At 46.8% G+C, this 19629-nt stretch carries 10 protein-coding genes; 4 read left to right on the top strand and 6 right to left on the bottom strand.

What is annotated here, in order from left to right:
• Positions 1-12: 12 nt before the first annotated feature.
• Complete coding sequence (locus tag ABDV94_RS19090) at positions 13-942, top strand: lytic transglycosylase domain-containing protein (RefSeq protein WP_343748821.1); 930 nt, start codon at positions 13-15, stop codon at positions 940-942.
• Between the two features lie 170 nt (positions 943-1112).
• Positions 1113-3959: an excinuclease ABC subunit UvrA gene (uvrA, locus tag ABDV94_RS19095; RefSeq protein ID WP_343748822.1), complete on the top strand. Its 2847-nt coding sequence runs from the start codon at positions 1113-1115 to the stop codon at positions 3957-3959.
• Positions 3960-4174: 215 nt separating this feature from the next.
• Here uvrA and ABDV94_RS19100 read toward each other — a convergent pair whose 3' ends face one another.
• The 3 genes from ABDV94_RS19100 to ABDV94_RS19110 are packed head-to-tail and all read right to left on the bottom strand — an operon-like array spanning position 4175 to position 12662.
• A complete protein-coding gene (locus tag ABDV94_RS19100; protein WP_343748823.1) occupies positions 4175-6373 on the bottom strand; it encodes an OmpA family protein in 2199 nt (732 codons plus the stop codon).
• A 2-nt stretch (positions 6374-6375) separates the two neighbouring features.
• Positions 6376-7308 carry a type IX secretion system membrane protein PorP/SprF gene (locus tag ABDV94_RS19105; protein WP_343748824.1) on the bottom strand — a complete coding sequence of 311 codons (933 nt, stop codon included), beginning with the start codon at positions 7306-7308 and terminating at the stop codon, positions 6376-6378.
• A gap of 2 nt (positions 7309-7310) precedes the next feature.
• A complete protein-coding gene (locus ABDV94_RS19110) occupies positions 7311-12662 on the bottom strand; it encodes a gliding motility-associated C-terminal domain-containing protein (protein ID WP_343748825.1) in 5352 nt (1783 codons plus the stop codon).
• Between the two features lie 518 nt (positions 12663-13180).
• Between ABDV94_RS19110 and ABDV94_RS19115 the strand changes: the two genes are divergently transcribed.
• Positions 13181-13864 (top strand): TIGR00730 family Rossman fold protein, encoded by a 684-nt coding sequence (locus ABDV94_RS19115; RefSeq protein ID WP_343748826.1) that lies wholly within the window; start codon positions 13181-13183, stop codon positions 13862-13864.
• A gap of 481 nt (positions 13865-14345) precedes the next feature.
• On the opposite strand, the gene ABDV94_RS19120 is transcribed toward ABDV94_RS19115, so the two are convergent.
• The 3 genes from ABDV94_RS19120 to ABDV94_RS19130 form a co-directional block, all read right to left on the bottom strand.
• Complete coding sequence (locus ABDV94_RS19120) at positions 14346-15551, bottom strand: glycosyltransferase N-terminal domain-containing protein (protein ID WP_343748827.1); 1206 nt, start codon at positions 15549-15551, stop codon at positions 14346-14348.
• Entirely contained in the window at positions 15552-16313 is a 762-nt protein-coding gene (locus ABDV94_RS19125; protein ID WP_343748828.1) for a hypothetical protein, read from the bottom strand. It abuts the gene before it with no gap.
• 86 nt (positions 16314-16399) lie between these two features.
• A complete protein-coding gene (locus tag ABDV94_RS19130) occupies positions 16400-18124 on the bottom strand; it encodes an FtsX-like permease family protein (protein WP_343748829.1) in 1725 nt (574 codons plus the stop codon).
• 13 nt (positions 18125-18137) lie between these two features.
• On the opposite strand from ABDV94_RS19130, the gene ABDV94_RS19135 reads away from it, so the two are divergent.
• The gene (locus tag ABDV94_RS19135) at positions 18138-19394 is read left to right on the top strand and encodes a DUF1343 domain-containing protein (protein WP_343748830.1); all 1257 of its coding nucleotides are present in this window, start codon (positions 18138-18140) and stop codon (positions 19392-19394) included.
• Positions 19395-19629 lie beyond the last annotated feature (235 nt).

Here is a 19629-nt window from a genome sequence, read left to right on the forward strand (position 1 = left end):
ATGATGCATTACATGAACAAATTATTCCCTTTATTGCTGGCGGCAGTTTTTCTGGCAGCGTGTCAAACACAGCAGACACGCCAACCGAAGTCCGAGCGTCCGAAAGAATCCGTTACATCAACAGCTGTTGTTTTCCCTGATCTGCCTCAGAGCATGGAATTTGCAGGAACAACGATTCATCTCCAGGATGAGGATCTGCGGGAGCGACTGGATCGCGAAGTGCTCATGACGGCTTACTATCAAAGCGCCTGGGTAGGTTGTTTGAAGCGTGCAAACCGGTATTTCCCGGAAATCGAACGGATTTTGAAAGAAGAAGGCGTTCCGGATGATTTCAAGTACCTGGCCATCATTGAAAGCAATCTTCAACAGGCCATTTCTCCCGTTGGAGCGCAAGGTTTCTGGCAGTTTATGCCGGCCACAGCCAAGCTGTATGACCTGGAAATGAATCCTGAAATCGATGAGCGCCTGAACATCGAAAAAAGTACGCGCGCCGCATGTCACTACCTGAAAGATGCCAACGCTGTACTGAATGACTGGATTATGACTACTGCGGCATATAACCGTGGTGTGGGAGGTGTGCAGGAAGACATGAAATGGCAGAAAACGGATCACTATTTCGACACCTATCAGAACAGCGAAACCGGACGCTACGTTTTCCGGCTGCTGGCTACCAAACTGATTTATGAAAACCCGGAAGCTTACGGGTATTATCCGGATAAAATGGAACTGTATGAACCATTCAAAATCCAGAAAGTAGTGGTCGAAGAATCCATTCCGAATTTGGCAGATTGGGCGAATGACCAGGGCTTCAACATCAAAATTCTTCGTAAATTAAACCCCTGGTTAAAAACAACGAAACTGACAATCAAGGGCGGGCGAAAGTTTACGCTTGTTTTACCTTCAGCATCCGAAAACCTGAAACCTTATAATGCTTATAAGTAGTTTTTATGTTTTACTCAAAAGGTCCGGCGACTTGACATTGATCTGCATGAAACCGAAACAAGTTCAAAAGGTGAAACAGGTTCAAAATAGCATTGAACTTTTCAACTCTTTTGATCTTTTGAACGACCTAAGATTAATTTATACTTTTTTTTAAGATTACACATTCTGACATGAGTCTTGACGAACACAACAAAACGATCGACATCTTCGGAGCAAGAGAACACAATTTGAAAGATATTCACCTGGAAATTCCACGGGATAAACTGGTTGTTTTTACGGGCCTGAGCGGGAGCGGAAAATCTTCCCTGGCTTTCGACACCATTTTTGCAGAAGGTCAGCGGAGATACATCGAAACGTTTTCTTCCTACGCACGCCAGTTTTTGGGTGGGATGGAACGTCCGGACGTGGACAAAATCAACGGACTGAGTCCGGTCATTTCCATCGAGCAGAAAACGGTTTCACGCAGTCCGCGCTCGACGGTGGGAACCATCACCGAAATCTACGATTTCATGCGTTTGCTGTATGCGCGCATCGGAACGGCCTATTCGTATGAAACAGGCGAAAAAATGGTGAAGTATTCCGACGAGCAGATCACAGATCTCATCATGGAGCAATTTGACGGAAAAAAAGTGTTGATTCTCGCCCCGAAAATCAAGGGACGTAAGGGACATTACCGGGAATTGTTCGAACAAATTGCCAAAATGGGCTATTCCAAGGTGCGCATTGACGGCGAAATCCGGGAAATCGAAAAAGGCATGCGCCTGGATCGTTACAAGATTCACGACATTGAGATCGTCATCGACCGCATCCAGGTGAAAGCAGATGACCGCAAACGACTGTACGATGCGATCACCACAGCTATGAAGCACGGAAGCAAGAGTATGATGATCCAGGATTTTGATACCAACCAGGTACGTCACTTTTCCCGCCTGCTGATGTGTCCTACGACCGGAATTTCATACCCGGAACCGGAACCGAATTTGTTTTCATTCAACTCTCCTTACGGAGCCTGCCCTACCTGCGTCGGTTTGGGAGAAATTTCGGAGATTGACCGCGATAAAGTCATTCCCGACCCAAAACTGAGTATTAAAAAAGGTGGTTTGGCTCCGATCGGGGAATACAAACGCAACTGGTTCTTTGAGCGCATCGAAGCGTTCTTACAACAGGAAGGTTATACGATCAATACACCGATTGCCGATCTTCCGGACGACCTGATCCACGTGATCCTGAACGGAAACGAAGGATTGGAACAAAGCGGAAAAGAAGCCGTCATTCAGTTTGAAGGACTTGGAAATTTCATGGCGCGCCACGCGGAAGAAAGCACCGCAGGAATCCAGCGCTGGGCACAGAGTTTCATGAATAAGATTACATGTCCGGAATGCCACGGCGCGCGATTGAAAAAGGAAGCGCTTCATTTCAAAGTCAGTGAAAAAACACTGGGCGAAGTAGCAACCCTGGACATCCAGGAACTGGCATTGTGGCTTGAAAATATCGAAGACACACTCAGCAACGAGCAGCAGGTGATCGGAACGGAAATTCTGAAGGAAATCCGTGCACGTGTCCGCTTCATCCTGGAAGTGGGGCTGGAATACCTCACACTGCACCGTTCTGCCCGCAGTTTGTCGGGTGGTGAAGCACAGCGCATCCGTTTGGCGACTCAAATCGGTTCTGAACTGATGAATGTGCTTTACATCCTGGATGAACCAAGTATCGGGCTGCACCAACGTGACAATACACGCCTGATCAATTCACTGAAACGCCTGCGCGATACCGGAAATTCAGTGATTGTGGTGGAACACGACCGCGAAATGATGGAGGCGGCAGATTTCGTAGTTGATATCGGTCCCGGAGCGGGAGTACACGGCGGACAAATCGTCAATGCGGCACCGTTCGAAGAACTCATTTCCACGGACTCCATCACGACAAAATACCTGCGCGGTGAAATGGAAATTGAAATTCCAAAGAAACGCAGAAAAGGAAACGGCAAAAAACTGGTGCTCAAAGGAGCATCGGGAAACAACCTGAAGGATGTGGATCTGACAATTCCATTGGGAACGCTGACTTGTGTCACCGGTGTTTCCGGAAGCGGGAAGTCCACATTGATCAACCACACACTTTACCCGATCCTGAATGCACATATTTACAACGGGGTGAAAAAACCGATGCCTTACAAGAAGATTGAAGGCCTGGAATTCCTGGATAAAGTGATTGAAATTGATCAGAGTCCGATCGGGAGAACGCCGCGAAGTAATCCGGCAACCTACACGAATGTATTTACCGAAATCCGCAGTTTGTTTGCTTCCCTTCCTGAAGCTCAAATCCGCGGATATAAAGCCGGAAGATTTTCGTTCAACGTAGCCGGAGGTCGTTGTGACACCTGCGGCGGAGGTGGTTTGAAGGTGATCGAGATGAATTTCCTCCCGGATGTGTATGTTGAATGCGAAACCTGTAACGGGAAACGCTACAACCGCGAAACACTGGAAGTCCGTTTCAAAGGAAAATCGATCAACGATGTACTTGAAATGACAATCGAAGATGCAGTTGGCTTCTTTGAAAGCATCCCGAAAATCCACCGCGTACTGGAGACCTTGAATTCGGTGGGTTTGGGTTACATCAAACTTGGTCAGCCTTCCACAACCTTAAGCGGCGGGGAAGCACAGCGCATCAAACTGGCCGGGGAATTAACCAAACGCGGAACGGGAAATACAATCTACATCCTGGATGAACCGAGCACAGGACTTCACTTCGAGGATATCCGCATGCTTATCGCTGTATTGCAGCGCCTGGTGGATGAAGGAAATACGGTTTTGGTGATCGAACACAACCTCGACATTGTGAAGGTTGCAGATCATCTTATTGATGTAGGCCCGGAAGGAGGACGCGGAGGTGGAAACATTGTCTGCACGGGAACTCCGGAAGACCTGATCAAAAAACACACGGAAGTTTCCCATACGGCCAAATACCTGAAAATGGAAATGGACCACATGGAGAAATTACGAAAAGAACTCGTGAAATAGAACCGGAATACGGAATAGAATAGAATCAAACACAAAAAACGCATCGGTTCATTGACTGATGCGTTTTTCTTATCAAATACAGGTGTTTCGGAGGCAATTTTTCACTTCGGGGATAAGTGTACACTTATCCACCATATACCCGGGTAACTAATTACTGCCCTGAAAACAAAAAAGGCGCTTATCGATTGACAAGCGCCTTGGAACTATGTGAAGCATTAAATCTTCACTACCAGGAATTCCGTTCTACGGTTCACAGCATGCTGTGCCTCCGTATATTTCGGTTGTTTCTTCCCTTCACAGGTACAACCATTCAAAATTTTCGATTCCCCGTAGCCTTTTCCTGAAATGCGCCACGGGTCTTTGATGCGCGATTTGATGTAGTTTGCCGAAGCATCTGCTCGTTTTTGCGATAGCTCCAGGTTTTTAGCAGCCGTTCCACGACAGTCGGTATGAGAACCCAATTCCACCACCATGTTCGGGAATTCATTCATAACTGCAACAATTTTATCCAATTCCAAAGCAGCATCCGGACGGATATCGTATTTTGCCAGGTCGAAATAAATCGGTTTCAGGTCGATTGCTTTTGCGAGATCCGTACCAACCTCCATTTTCTCAATCCCCAGGTTCAGATCTTTCGACACATCGTATACCCCGGGAACGGTCAGCTCTTTGTTATACGTTGTTCCTTTCGGGAGATATCCTTTTTTCTCCATCCGGATGTTGTACGAAACGCGGTCATTCAATTTTTTGTCGTAGATCGGACGTTTGATCATGCCGTCTTTATTAGTATAGAAAACTTCCTCCTTTCCGGTCATGTTATTGATCAGCGTCACCTTCACACTATCCAGCATCGCACTTGATTTTTTGTCCAATACACGGATCAGGAGCATGAAACCCGGATCTTTTTCAAGCACCAGATCGGCATTCAGTGCTTCCGGCGAATCATCTTTAATCGCCAGGGCTCCGGACGATTCAAAATAATCTTTCTTCGATCCTTCAAAATTGATTTTCCCGATTTCCGGAGTTTCGTAAATCACTTCGGCATTTTCATTGGAGGTATATGTTCCCAAATCCTGCCCTTTCTCATCTCTCAGTTTGACAGCCACACCGCTCAGTTTGTTTCCTTTTTCATCCCTCACGTTGATTTTAATCGTGCGGGCAAAAGAGAACGGTTTATCCATCGTGAACGTATACAAATCATCATTTCCTTTTCCACCGCTTCGGTTAGAAGAAAACATCCCGGATTTTGAATCGCTGTTCATCCACACGGAAAAATCATCTCCTGCAGAATTAAACGGTGCGCCGACATTCCGTGCCTGTTTTATGTCATCGTCTTTGTACACTCCCACAAACACATCCAGTCCACCATAGCCTGCATACCCGTTCGAAGAGAAGAAAAACGCTCCGGATTCGTGGAAGAAAGGAAACATTTCATCTCCCGAAGTATTGATCGAAGCCATGTTTTCCGGAACAGACCAGCCTCCGTTTTCCCATTTGGAACGGTAAATATCAACCCCGCCTTTTCCGCCCGGCATATCCGACGCAAAAAACAGCATGGTTCCATCCGGCGAAATGGTTGCGTGTCCTACGCTGTAGTCATTGCTGTTGAATGCAACCGGTTCCGGCTCACCCCAGGTGTCACCGTTCAGTTTAGACACATACAGAGAGAAAAACCGCGTTCCATCAACTGATTTCTCTGCATAATTGTTCCGGGTGATGTAAGCCGTTTTTCCGTCAGGAGAAAATGCAACCGGCCCTTCGTGGTATTTTTTGTTCACTTTTTTGTTTTTAACCCGTTGAATATTACTCACACTGTTATCGGAAGCATGGATATCTGCATAATAAATATCCAGGAACGAAAGCCGGTTTCCGAGCCAGGTTCTGTTTACCGCCTCACTTTTTCTCCGGGATGAAGTAAAGTACAGTTTTCCATCGCGGATTGCAGGTCCAAAATCCTCCTGTTCTGTATTGAAAGGCGCATTTTGGACCCTAATTGCAACCCCCTGAGCTGAATATTTTGCCAATGATTCGTTCAATAATTTGAAACGCTCCATTTCGCTATCCTTCGGATTCAATTGGGAATACATCTTTAGCTGGGTTTCTGCCTCTGCGTATTTTTCGTTTTTCATCAGCATGCGGGCATATTCCAGGTAATCATTCGGAATGCGGTCAGCACGCTTACAGATTGCTTCGTAGCAGGATTCTGCTTTTGCATAGTCACCGATCATATCGTAGCCCTGAGCCAGTTTCCGCAAAACTCCGGCATCTTTTTCCTTTACTTTTTCAAGCGTGGTAACAGATGCGTAGTAGTCATAATTATTCAACTGGTTCGTACCGATAATCTCATTCTTGTTCTGTGCTGACACCCACCCCGTCAGGATGCATGAAACAGCCAATAGTATCGATCTTTTCATAGTTAGAAGTATCTTGGTGACTTGATTTTACCGTCATTGTTAAACAGCAGGTCGTAACGCAGCATCAGCTCGTGGCTTCCCCCGTTGTATTTCCCGGTTCTTACGCCTGTAGACCAGTCAAACGAATACCCGAAGAGCAATTGCTGTGAGATATGAATTCCCAGCAAAGCCCCTACTCCGTCGCCGGTACGGTACATCACCCCGAGGTCTACCAGGTCCCTCAGCATAAACGTAGCTGTCATATCGACCTGGAACGGCGCATTCTGAACAATCTTAGCCAAGGCAGTCGGTTTGAACTTCACGGAAGGCGACAGCGGGAACACAGCCCCAGCAATCACATAATAATGTCTCTGTTCCCGGGAAATATCCATCGAAGAACTGCTTCCCGTAGCAAACAAACTGTTTTCCAAAATGGATGGAACAGATGCTCCCACGTAGAAATTCGGCATCTGGAAATACAACCCCGCACCCAAACTCGGAAGCATTTTCCCGCGCATGTTGCTCATGAAAGATGCATCGTTCGGATCTGACAGTGTCAGCGAGTTTACATTCGCCGTGAAGCTGTTAAAACCTCCGTTTACCCCGAAACACAAGCGAGCTTTAGTCGATAATTTCAACCGGTAGGCAAAATCCACATTGACAGAAGTATTGTTCGTAGGACCTATTTTATCATTCATAAAACTCATCCCCAAACCGATATTCTTTTTGGCAATCGGTGTGTGGACTGTAAATGTCTGTGTCGTCGGAGCACCTTTGAATCCAACCCACTGAAATCGTCCCAGCGCGGTGAATGTAAGCGCATCCCGGCTCCCCGCATATGCAGGGTTGATGACAAGCGTATTGTACATATAGTGCGTATATGCTGCTTGCTGTTGTGCAATCGATTGATTTACACCTAAAACAATCAGTGCGAAAAGTATGAATCTGTTTTTCATGGTTATCGAGTTATGTAGATGTAACCTTTAACTATCTTATCATTTCCTAAATCCAGGATGTAGAAGTAGGTACCGGCAGGCAATACGTCTTTTCCGACAGCATTTTTACCTTCGTTATCTCCCTTCCAGTCGTTGTTATACGGACTCGCACTGAACACTTCTGCTCCCCAGCGGTTAAACACCGAGAATGTGTTATTCGGATATTGATCCAGGTTTGCAATAACCAGTGTTTCGTTCGAATTATCTCCGTTTGGCGAGAATCCTTCCGGAACAACCACCTCATCGCTTCCACCTCCGTTTCCGCCCGGATGACACGCCGGTGCATTCGGAAGCGGATCACATGGATCAAGCGGATCAGAAGTTCCTGTCGGCACATAAGCAGTTGAAGGATCATCCACTCCGTGAATTTCTTCACCGTCTGTCACTCCGTCGCCATCCGTATCCGGGTTATTCGGATTCGTTCCGTTTGCCGCTTCATCACTGTTGGAAACACCGTCTCCGTCACTGTCACACGCCAGGCTGGTTGCCAGCGGATCACACGGATCAAGCGGATCGGATGTTCCTGTTGGCACATACGCCGTGGAAGGATCATCGATTCCATGAACTTCTTCCCCATCCAGTACTCCGTCACCGTCGGTATCCGGATTATTCGGGTTGGTTCCGGCTGTTGCTTCTTCCCCGTTTGTTAAACCGTCGCCATCCAGATCACAAGATGCGCTCATGGTATTCGGATCACACGGATTCAGCGGATCTGAGCCATGCGTTACTTCATAACCATCGCTATAACCGTCGCCGTCAGTATCCGGGTTATTCGGATCCGTTCCGGCTGTTGCTTCGTCACCATTCGACAATCCATCGCCATCCGTATCACAGGAAGCACTGGTATTGATCGGATCACATGGATCAAGGGGATCGGAAGTACCAACTACCACATAGGTCGTTGAAGGATCATCGATTCCGTGTACTTCTTCGCCGTCAAGGACTCCGTCACCGTCTGTGTCCGGATTATTCGGATCCGTTCCGGCTGTTGCCTCTTCTGCATTTGTCAATCCATCACCGTCGATATCACACACCGGGTTCAGTGGGTTCGGATCACACGGATTCAACGGATCAGAACCGAAAGCAATCTCGTGTCCGTCGTTATACCCATCACCGTCCGTATCCGGGTTATTTGGATCCGTTCCATAATTATTGACCTCATCGAAGTCGGATAAACCATCACCATCTGAATCGATATTACAATTGGCAGCCGTAACTGCAACTGCTGCAGAAGGTTGGGAAGAACAAGTTCCGTTCGAAACCGTTACGGTATACGATCCGGAGTTATGTACCCAAATGGATTGCGTTGTTTCTCCTGAAGACCACAAGTAAGATGCTGCAGACGATGACATCAGCTCCACCGAATCACCCACACAGAAACTGGTTGGGCCGAGAGCTGTAATCGTCGGTGTAGCAGGCGTTGGATTCACTGTTACGGTAGTCGGAGCGCTGGTTGAACTACACCCTCCTGTCGTAATCACTACCGAATAAGATCCTGAACCGGAAACCGTAATAGCTTGTGTGGTTTCTCCCGTTGACCAGGAATAAGAACCGGCTGAAGAAGATGTTAAGGTCACCGAACCACCCAGACAGAACGTCGTTGGACCGCTGGCCGTAATCGTTGGCGTTGCCGGAACCGGACTTACCGTTACTGTTACCGGGCTGCTGGTTGCACTGCAGCCGGATGTGGTAACCGTTACAGTATACGATCCGGAAGTGGAAACAGTGATAAATTGTGTCGTTTCTCCGGTAGACCAAAGGTAGCTGCTTCCTGAAGAAGCCGTCAATGCTACGGAACCTCCGCTACAGAACGAAGTAGGTCCGCCCGGTGTAATCGTTGCTACCGGAGTTGGGTTTACCGTAACGGTTGTTGCGGCAGATGTTGCCGAACAACTTCCCGAACCAACGGTAACCGTATAAGAACCAGACGAAGAAACCGTAATGGATTGTGTTGTTTCACCTGTTGACCAGGTATTTCCGGTTGCAGCGGAAGAAGTCAATACAACTGATCCACCCGAACAGAAAGTCGTCGGGCCACCAGCTGTAATAGTCGGTGTTGCCGGCGGCGGGCCTACTGTTACCGTAGTTCCCGCACTCGTTGAGCTACAGGTTCCGTTTGAAACGGTTACAGTATACGTTCCCGAAGTGGAAACCGTAATGGATTGAGTTGTTTCCGTAGTCGACCAGGTATTTCCGGTTGCAGCAGATGATGTCAGGACAACTGATCCACCCGTACAGAACGTAGTTGGGCCACCGGCTGTGATTGTCGGTACGGCCGGAGCCGGATTCACCGTAACGGTTGTTGCAGCAGATGTTGCCACACAACCGGATCCGTTTCCGACGGTTACGGTATAAGATCCGCTCGCTGAAACGGTGATGGATTGCGTAGTTGCTCCGTTAGACCATAAATAGGTTGCTGCGGCAGATGATGTCAGTGTCACCGAACCTCCCGAACAGAAAGTCGTCGGGCCACTGGCTGTAACCGTAGGTGTTGACGGAGCACTTGGTCCGCTCAATGTTTGAGAAAGTGTATTGGATGAACATCCGGAAGCATTGGTTAAATGAATCATGTAAGACCCAGAACCCAGGTTCGGAATCGTTGCAGGTAAGGTTACCCCTGTCTGACTTCCGGAACTGGTTCCCGTCCAAATCAGGTTTCCGGTTGCAGATCCTGTGACCTGGATGCTCCCGTTTGTGGAAGAACAAGTTGTTGGGTTGGTAATCGTACCCAAAGCGATGACCGGACTTGGATTAATCACAACGGAAGTCGTGCTCGCAGCCGAACCACAACCACTCACAAGTGTCGTAACCGAATATGTTCCGGCATTCACCGACTGCGCATTTGAAATGATCGGGTTTTGATCCGTACTGGTGAAACCGTTCGGACCTGTCCAGGAATAGCTGGCTCCTGTAACGGTTGTCGCCGCGAGGTTAATCATTGCATTCTGACAAACCGGGCTGTTACTCGAAGCCGTTGCCGCGGTCGGAGTCGGGTTCACAACTACGTTGGTTGAACTTCCCGAAGTCGATGTACAACCACCGCTCGTAATCAATAAAGTGTATGTTCCGGCATTCGCAACTGTAGCTGATGCAATCGTCGGGTTCTGTGCTGTTGAAGCAAATCCTCCCGGACCTGACCACTGATATGTTGCACCGGAAACCGTCGGAGCAGTTAAATTGATTGCTGATCCCTGACAAACCGGTGAGTTACTGGAAACAGAAGGTGCTATCGGGGCAGAATTGACCACTACCGATGTACTTCCCGGTGCGGAGTTACATCCCGAAATGGAGATAACCACGTTATAGATTCCACCGGCAGCGGCTGTAACGTTCGAAATTGTTGGGTTTTGCAGCGAACTGGTAAATGCGTTTGGCCCTGTCCAGGCGTAGCTTGCTCCTGCCACAGTTGGCGTGGTGAGATTCAAAGTCGCTCCTTCACACAACGGTCCGTTGTTGATCGCACTCGGAGTGGAAATCGATGTACTTTGCGTAATAACCACCTGGTCGGAAGTAGCGTGACAACCATCGGTGTATACTGTCCAGTTGTAGCTGTTCGAACCGGTATTCAATCCTGAAACCGTTGCGTTCGGAGCATTCGCGTTGGAGAATGTCCCCGATCCTACTCCCAATGTCCAGTAACCCTGCCCTGATGTTGGAGCAGTTGCCGCCAAAGTGTAAGAAGATGCACATCCGCTCTGGTCGTTTCCTGCAAAAGCAACACTTGGAACCGAATTTTGTCTCCAGTCAGGAACTCCGTTTCCGTCTGTATCTTGTCTCGGAGCGAGCGTTCCACCGTTATCCGGATCGTAGGCATTGTCCAATCCGTCACCATCGGTATCGATATTCAGCAAGTTGAAATCGGCCACACAATTGTGGTTTGCATCGTTTCCTTCCAGCTGATCGGAAAAGCCGTCATTGTCTGAGTCCAGGTCGATGTAATCCGGGTTGTCGGTTCCATCCGTATTGACCGGAACAATCAATGTTCCTCCCGAACTCACGTCATAAGCATTGTCTAACCCGTTGTTATTGGAGTCCATTCCTGTTGGCGGAATAAATCCGGCAGAGGTTTGGTATTCGTATAAATCCATGATTCCGTCATTGTCCGAGTCTTTGTCTTTCCAATCCGGTTTTCCGTCATTGTCAAAATCCTGGGAAGATGCGGAAGGGGAACAAAATTTAATTTCCCCGATTCCGTAGCCCTGGTTTCCGAGGCCTGCATCCAGGTTTGCGTAGATAAATCTGACGGAGTCGACCAAAGCCGGAATGTTGATGGTAATCGTCCCGTTCAATTCAGTATTATCCATCGCAACGAGTCCCCGGAACTGGTTTCCGCCGTTGTACATGTTGAAGTTTCCGCTACCCAGCGTATAATTCGCCGATGTGAGCTGGATCAATTGACCAAAAGAATAAGCATTGACCGTAATTGCATCCTGGAACTGACCCACCGCCACATCGACATCCTGAAGTTTAAAGGATAAATTACTTACCGGCTGACTGAAGCGCATCACCTGAATGGATTGATCAGTTGCTGCCAGCACATCTTGCTCCGTATAGAGTTCAAGGCCTGAAACCGCCGCATAGTTCTCTGAAATATTAAAAGTGGATACTCCTGCACCGGCCGTATTACGCGTCAGGAAGTTTGCGGAAACCCCGTTGATAGTCGGATAGTAAAGTGTCGGATCTGCTTGTGCAGTCAAGGGCAGTGTAACTGAAGCTGTACACGGTTGCAATTCCGCATTGTTCGCTACTCCATCGCCGTCTACGTCCAAATCGCTGTAGTCCGGAACGCCATCGCTGTCCATATCCGTTTGTTGTACATAGTAATGAACGCGGATCCGCACGGCATCGATATAGGAAATCACCGTTGGAAGGAGTAATCCTGCCGCCCGTGATTCAACGGCAATAGAGACTCCGAATCCATTGCTGCTTACATCCATCCCGCTAAGGGTTGTTCCCCAAAGGTCGGAATTGGATCCGTAAGTGAATGCTGTTTCCGTGGTTGGCCAGTTTACCCCCGTACTTGCGTGATTGGTTCCGGTAATCTGGTTACTTTTCAGAATCCGGATATCCAGGTCGCGTGTCCAGTTGGAGCCGGAATTATCCGAACTGAATTTCCGGATTTCCACTTCTACACCGCAAATCTGCGCATTGACCGGAACATTCAGGTTCAGGTTCCTGAGCACCAAAAAATTGGAGCTCCTCACCGTTCCCCCGATCAGCAGGGCAGCATTCGAAAGTGTTGCGTAACTGTTGTTGTCTGTAAGTGCATTTCCGGGATTGTTCCAGGCGTCTGTTCCGCCTGCAGCATTGTTCAAACTGATTTGAGGATTAACATAACCTGTATTAGAACCAGGACATTGCCCTTGAACGGCGGCAACGAAAAAGGAACTAAACAGTAAGGACATAAGAATCCTGCCTCGATTCGAGTAAATAACGGTCATAATCAATAGTTTTTAGTTCCCTTACTTACTCGTACCAGAAAACGGAAAAAGTGCTATGCAATCATTTTCCGTGGATTCATAAATAGTCGTAATTAAGGCTAATCAACATTAGTAAAAAATTTAACATGCTCCAAATTTTTAACGTTTAAATTTAATCATTCGTCGATGAATATAGGATATGAACCGATCAACAAAGAGTCTTAATCGATTGAAAATCAATATTGTAACTATTTATATAGTTTGATCCCCAAGAGATAAAATTTTAACAATAGAAAACCGATATAGTTCCTTATAAACGTTAAAAGGTTCATAATTATTCGCCGAAAGTCACGTTATTCTTGACGAAGAACTTATTTTTACTAACAGGTGATTATCCTCTTTAATACATTCAAATGAACGCATTACGCAAAGACTGGAACGAAATAAAAACAAACGATAGCTGGGCCATTTTTAAGATTATGTCAGAATTCGTGGAAGGCTACGAACGCATGGCACGAATCGGTCCGTGTATTTCCATTTTTGGTTCAGCCCGCACGAAGGAAGAGAACAAATACTATCAATTGAGTATTGAAATTGCCGAAAAACTGGCGAAATCAGGTTACGGGATTATCACCGGTGGAGGCCCGGGAATTATGGAAGCCGGAAACCGTGGTGCTCAGAAAGGTGGTGGAAAATCCGTCGGGTTAAATATTGACCTTCCGTTTGAACAGTTTCACAATAAATACATCGACCGCGAAAGCAACCTGAACTTTGATTATTTCTTCGTCCGCAAGGTGATTTTTGTGAAATATTCCCAGGGATTCGTCGTGATGCCGGGAGGTTTCGGAACCATGGACGAATTGTTTGAAGCGATTACGCTGATCCAAACCAAAAAGATCACGAAACGACCGGTTGTATTGGTCGGAAAAGAATACTGGAGCGGTTTGGTAGATTGGGTTCAGAAGGTTATGCTGGAAAAAGAACACAACATTTCTCCTGACGATATGCGCTTTTTGACGGTTGTTGATACGGCGGACGAAGCAGTGAAATATGTGGATGATTTCTATAAAACACATGATTTAAGTCCAAATTTCTAATCCTTCTTTTTCCACTTTTTCAATTACCAAAAAGTGGAGCAAAAGGCTCGTCTCATTCAAAGTCGTTCACTAAAAAGTCCTTTAACCTTGTTTTAATTCAAAAAGAGCGGATTACGCTACGCTTCATCCAAACGACAAGCGCTTTTTGTTAAAACTACGGTACAGGACTTCTCTTTACGTTCTCTTCCGGAATGAGACCAGATACTGCTTCGTCTGAAAAAATCAGCTCTTCGAAATCAGTAATTCATTTATTTCTAACTCCGAAGCCGGATTAAAACAAGAACCGGCGCATCGGTGAACAAGATCGGGTTCCTGTGCGGGAAATGACAGAAAAATTTACCATCCCGTTTGAGGAGGAACGACGAGTTTTATGGTAAATGCTGTCATGATCTGCTAACAGGTCGATCGGTTTACCCGCGCCTAGACCTTTTTGGCCTACCTTTTTACGGCAATGGTAAAAAGGTAGAATATGAAAATGGAGTTATTCTAAGGAACGAATAATCTTTCGGGCTGCGCCCTGGTTTTTAGCAAAGATTTCGCTGAGTTTTTCGTTGATCTGAGCACGCTTCCCGGTTGCTTCTTCAACAGCTTTCTCAAAGCTGAAGCTGTCTTCAATGGTAAATGCAACTCCTTCATCCAGGAATAATTGTGCTTCGGGAAAACGGGCGTATTTCGGGCCGAAGAACACCGGAATTCCAAATGCTCCGGGTTCGAGAATATTGTGCAACTTCCCGGTAAATCCACCTCCGATATACGCCATATCTGCATATTGATACGCGTTGGTCAACTGACCTATTGTATCGAGAATCAGGATATCGCGTCCCAGGTTGCGGAATTGTGTGTAGCGCTCCGGATCGTGGTCAAATTCAGCGGCAATCTGTTCAATGTGCTTTTCTGAAATGTCGTGCGGAGCAATGATAATCTTAAATTTCTGACGCAGTTCGAACAAAGCCGGAACGAGAATTTCTTCATCGATTGTCCAGGAACTTCCCAGGATCAAAACGGGTTTCGATTCAACAAAGGTTTTCAGGATTTCGTTTTCCTTACAATTTTCCTTTACGGCAATCATCCGGTCGTAGCGCGTATCTCCGGTTACCGTCACCTGGTCAATCCCGATGCTGTTCAGTAAGTCTTTGGAACGGATATCCTGCGTGTAGAAATGATCGAAAAGGCGCAGCGCCTGGCGGAAAAAACCTCCGTACCATTTGAAAAAGCGGTGCGTGGGACGAAACAAACTACTCACTCCGTAGATATTCGCTCCGTTTCTTCGGGCGCATTTCAAATGGTTGTACCAGAATTCGTATTTCACGAAGAACACGGATTTTGGGTTGAAATGAGCAATGAATTTTCGTGCTTTGCGCTTGGTATCCAACGGCAAGTATACGGCCAGATCAACCTGGTGTTCGCGTTTGTTGTAAAATTCCATTCCCGAAGGGCTGAAAAAAGTCACCAACAAAAAGGTATCGGGTTTTGCTTCTTTGTAGGCGTTCATTACCGGAAGCCCCTGGTCAAATTCTCCCAGGGAAGCACAATGAAACCAAACGAGTTCTTTGTTTTTCGGAATCCGGTAGGAATCGATTGGGATTCGCCTCCCTGCAATCCATTTCTTTGCTTTCGGGTGAAACCACGAAGCAATCCACATAACTGCGAAAAAACAGCGAATACCAAATCCGTAAAACAACCTCATTTAATCAAAATAATAGTCTTTCGGTTTTCGTTTATAAACCGGTACAAACCAGCCTACTTTGAACCCGTACTGCAGGTCGAGTCTTTGTGCTTTGGAAACCGGAACATCCGGCTGATCAAAGAAAATATCCCTGCGGTTGTATGTCAATCCTTCCTGGATATAGAATCCTCCGTAAAAATTAATGAATCCCTGGTTTGCCATGAATGCATACCCGATAAACTGGTGGAAATTCACCCCGGTTGTGTAGCGATCATATCCTTTGCGGTATTTCAACTCCAACGTCGGGATCACCTGCTCCTGTGTTTCAACCCGTGCTTTATACTGCACATACCCCACACCACCGTGAACATAGATTCCCGAGTTTTTATTGGGACTAAACACCGGGAACACTTTTCCGACCATCGTATTTACGTTGAAGCCGCGCATGTTAACTACCACTACAGCAACGTCTCCGTTTACATCGGTAATATTTCCGTAGGAATCGGTCAGGTGGTCAAACATTCCCGGAATCCGTACTTTATTTCCGAACATAAAATTCCCGTCCAGACCGTAAACCCAGTTTCTGGCGGTTTTATAACCGGCCATCATTCCCAGGTGGTTGATCGGCCCGAAGCGCTCTTTCAAATCTCCTCCCGGAGCGTTCAATCCATACTGCAGACCAATCCAGGGTGTTGCAATGGCACTATCGCGCACATTTCGCTGGCTGATTCCGTGGAAATGGCTCAGGAGCATTAAAAAAGCAAGTAAAATACAGTTTCTCATGATAATATAGTCGCTCAAAAATAACGAATTATCGTTCCGAAAATTGCCAAATTATCGGGAAATAGCCGAATTATCTATTGAATGGCTTATTTGAAGCGAATCGAACGCGCCGGATTGATCCTGCTGATCAGCAGGGAGGGAACAAAAAGCGCAAGGAGACAAACACCTAATGTAACCACATTTAAACCAATGATTTTCAACAGGTTGAACTCAATAGGAACGGTATTCAGGTAATACACTTTCGGGTCGAGCGGAACGATGTGGAACTGGTATTGCAACCAGCACAAACCGATCCCAACCACATTTCCCCAGATCATTCCCCTCAGGATCAAACGACCGGTGTGTACCAGGAATACTTTCCGCACAAAGAGGTTGCTCGCTCCCAATGCTTTCAGAATCCCGATGAAATTGGTTCGCACCAAAATCAGTACCAGCAATGCCGATCCCATGTTCACAATCCCGATGATCAGCATCAGCAAAAGCACAATTGCCAGGTTCACATCGAGGAAACTCAACCAGACGAACAGATCGCGCTGATTGTCTTTGATACTGCTGACTTTGACCTGCTGCCGGAAATCCGGGTTGAAAAGAACGGCTTTCTCAATTTTATCCTTCTGATTTTCGATGTTGGAAAAATCTTCGACCGCCAATTCGTAGGAAGTAATGTAATGATGATAAGACCCTTGTCCCGGAAAAGATTCCGCTTCAATTGTCTTGGTTCCCGCATTGAGTTCAAAACGATATCCTTCCTTATCGAGTACTTTCCGCTGCAGGTTTCCTTCCGAATCCAGGTGGAATACACAAGGTGCACCTTTGTTCCCATGAACTTTAATCGCCAGATACGACGTATCGGGAATAGCGGTTTCGCCTTCTCTCAAATCAAGGCTTCCGGTGGGTTCGTCCATCGAAATATAGTAATCTGCCACGATGAGCCTCACAACCGTATCTTTTGTCGGGCAGATGGCATTCATGGAGTATTGTTCAAATCCTTTTCCCCAGTCGTAGCGGTAATTTCCATTTCCTCCCGATACCCGGGCATGCAGGATTAAATCGCCGTAATACAAGGTATCTTCGACTGTAATTTCGGACATGATTCCCCAGTCGTTGAGTTGCTGCACCTGCGGCAGGTAACAGAACACCAATTCTTTATCGAAGTCTTCGAGACCGGTTTCATAAATCCCGGTGATCCTGAATTGCCGCTGGATCGGTTGTTGCTTCACGAAATAGGCATTGATCGTATCCCCCAATTTATAGTGCAGGTCGTTTGCGATTCGCTGTGAAATGAGCACTTCATTGGAAGCCGGATCTTTGAAAGACGGAATTTTCCCCTCCTTCAGGTAACTTTTAAAAAAAGACCAGTCGTATGATTTATCGACACCTTTCAGTACTACTCCCAAAATTTCTTTCTGCTCCACATCTCCCCTGGATTGTAGCAGCGCAGGCTTGTAGGCCACCGATTGAACGTGCGTCACACCTTCGATTCCACGCAATGTCTGTTCGAACTTTTCGTTCCTCATCATAGGCGCCGATTCCATCAGGGAAATTTCTCCCTGCTTTTGAATGGAGATATATGAACCAAAACCTATAACTTTGCGGCTCACTTCTTGTTGGAATCCTTCAACCACTGCAATTGTAACGATGTTCACTATCATTGCAAGCGAAATACTGAGTACGGCAATCCGGGTTATCGGTTTGGCCGCTTTTTTATTTCCCTGTAACGAGTCGTCTGCAACTGCTTGTTGGCGTTGAAGTTTTTTAGCGATGAAAAATATATAATTCCAATTATTGCTCATGCGGATACGAAAGTACATAAAGCTTTTGGCGTTGAAAAGTATTCTTTTGCTTTTCCTTGCTTCATGTGCCACAAAAAAAAATGCACTTCCGGTTCCCCCGGTTTCGACTCCTGAAAAGGCAAAAGAGTACCAGGTCATTCAACCGGTCGACGATGAAATCAGATACGATGCTTACGGAATTGAGAAACTTCCGAACCTGCAGCTGGGAAACAGCCGGATGGATCTTTACCTGGATTCCCTGCGTGGAAAACGTGTAGCTGTTGTTGCCAATCAATCTTCGGCATTGGGCGAAAAACACCTGGTCGATACCTTGCTTGCTCTTGGAATCCGCATTCAGAAGGTATTTGCTCCGGAACACGGTTTCAGGGGGACAGCTGATGCAGGGGAAAAAGTTTGGAGCCACCAGGATCCTGTTACCGGATTACCAATCGTTTCGCTTTACGGAAGTAATAAAAAACCGCGTGCCGACCAGTTGTGGGATGTAGATATCGTGTTGTTCGACATCCAGGATGTAGGCGTTCGCTTTTATACGTATATCTCGACACTTCACTACGTGATGGAGGCTTGTGCGGAAAACGGAAAACCACTCATCGTCCTAGACCGTCCAAATCCGAATGCACATTATGTGGACGGCCCGATCCTGGAAAAAGATCAGACATCCTTTATCGGGATGCATCCCGTTCCGATTGTTTACGGAATGACTATCGGGGAATATGCCTTGATGATCAACGGGGAATTTTGGCTGCACAACAATGTGACATGTCAGATGTATATTGTTCCTTGTCGGAATTATACGCACAAAACCAAGTTCGAAATTGCCATTCCTCCTTCACCGAACCTACGCACGGATTTGGCGATCAACCTCTATCCGAGCCTTTGCTTTTTTGAAGCAACGACCGTGAGTGTGGGTCGTGGAACAGAACGTCCGTTTGAGATGTACGGTCACCCGAATTTCAGAAGAACCGGCTTTACTTTTGTTCCGATGCCGACAACCGGAGCAAAAGACCCTTTGTGGCAGAACCGTACCTGTAATGGGTACGACTTACGCGTGAGCCAAAACAAACGCATGTATGAGATCAACCTGAGCTGGCTGATCAATGCGCGCGATCAATTGGGCGACAGTATTGAGTTTATCAACCAGCGTAATTTTTTCGACCGGCTGGCAGGAACTTCCGTGCTGCGTTCACAGTTGAAATCAGGCATGGGCGCGAAGGAGATTAAGGAGACGTGGAAACCGGGGATTCAGGCGTTTTTGAAGACGCGGCAGAAGTACCTGATTTACAGATAAGCAATCAGACTATCTTATTTCTCACTCTACAACCCCATATTTTACTGGGGGTTCGCAATATGGCGATATGGGAATTTTACTGCTGATTCCCGCCAGAAAATCGCACCCGTTTTCAGAAAGCATGATCAACAAGAATAGGCTCGTGATAAATCCTCTATGCAGGTTCAACAAGCAGCATTTTAAAAATGCAGTAGAAGTACCTGATTTACAGACAAGCAATCCGCACATCTTGTTT

It is taken from the genome of Fluviicola sp. (assembly GCF_039596355.1).
Taxonomy (GTDB): Bacteria; Bacteroidota; Bacteroidia; order Flavobacteriales_D; family Crocinitomicaceae; genus Fluviicola.

Bases quoted from the DNA above. Each gene is read 5' to 3' on its own strand.
- ABDV94_RS19090 (WP_343748821.1), top strand. From the start codon at position 13: ATGAACAAATTATTCCCTTTATTGCTGGCGGCAGTTTTTCTGGCAGCG.
- uvrA (WP_343748822.1), top strand. From the start codon at position 1,113: ATGAGTCTTGACGAACACAACAAAACGATCGACATCTTCGGAGCAAGA.
- ABDV94_RS19100 (WP_343748823.1), bottom strand. From the start codon at position 6,373: ATGAAAAGATCGATACTATTGGCTGTTTCATGCATCCTGACGGGGTGG.
- ABDV94_RS19105 (WP_343748824.1), bottom strand. From the start codon at position 7,308: ATGAAAAACAGATTCATACTTTTCGCACTGATTGTTTTAGGTGTAAAT.
- ABDV94_RS19115 (WP_343748826.1), top strand. From the start codon at position 13,181: ATGAACGCATTACGCAAAGACTGGAACGAAATAAAAACAAACGATAGC.
- ABDV94_RS19120 (WP_343748827.1), bottom strand. From the start codon at position 15,551: ATGAGGTTGTTTTACGGATTTGGTATTCGCTGTTTTTTCGCAGTTATG.
- ABDV94_RS19125 (WP_343748828.1), bottom strand. From the start codon at position 16,313: ATGAGAAACTGTATTTTACTTGCTTTTTTAATGCTCCTGAGCCATTTC.
- ABDV94_RS19130 (WP_343748829.1), bottom strand. From the start codon at position 18,124: ATGTACTTTCGTATCCGCATGAGCAATAATTGGAATTATATATTTTTC.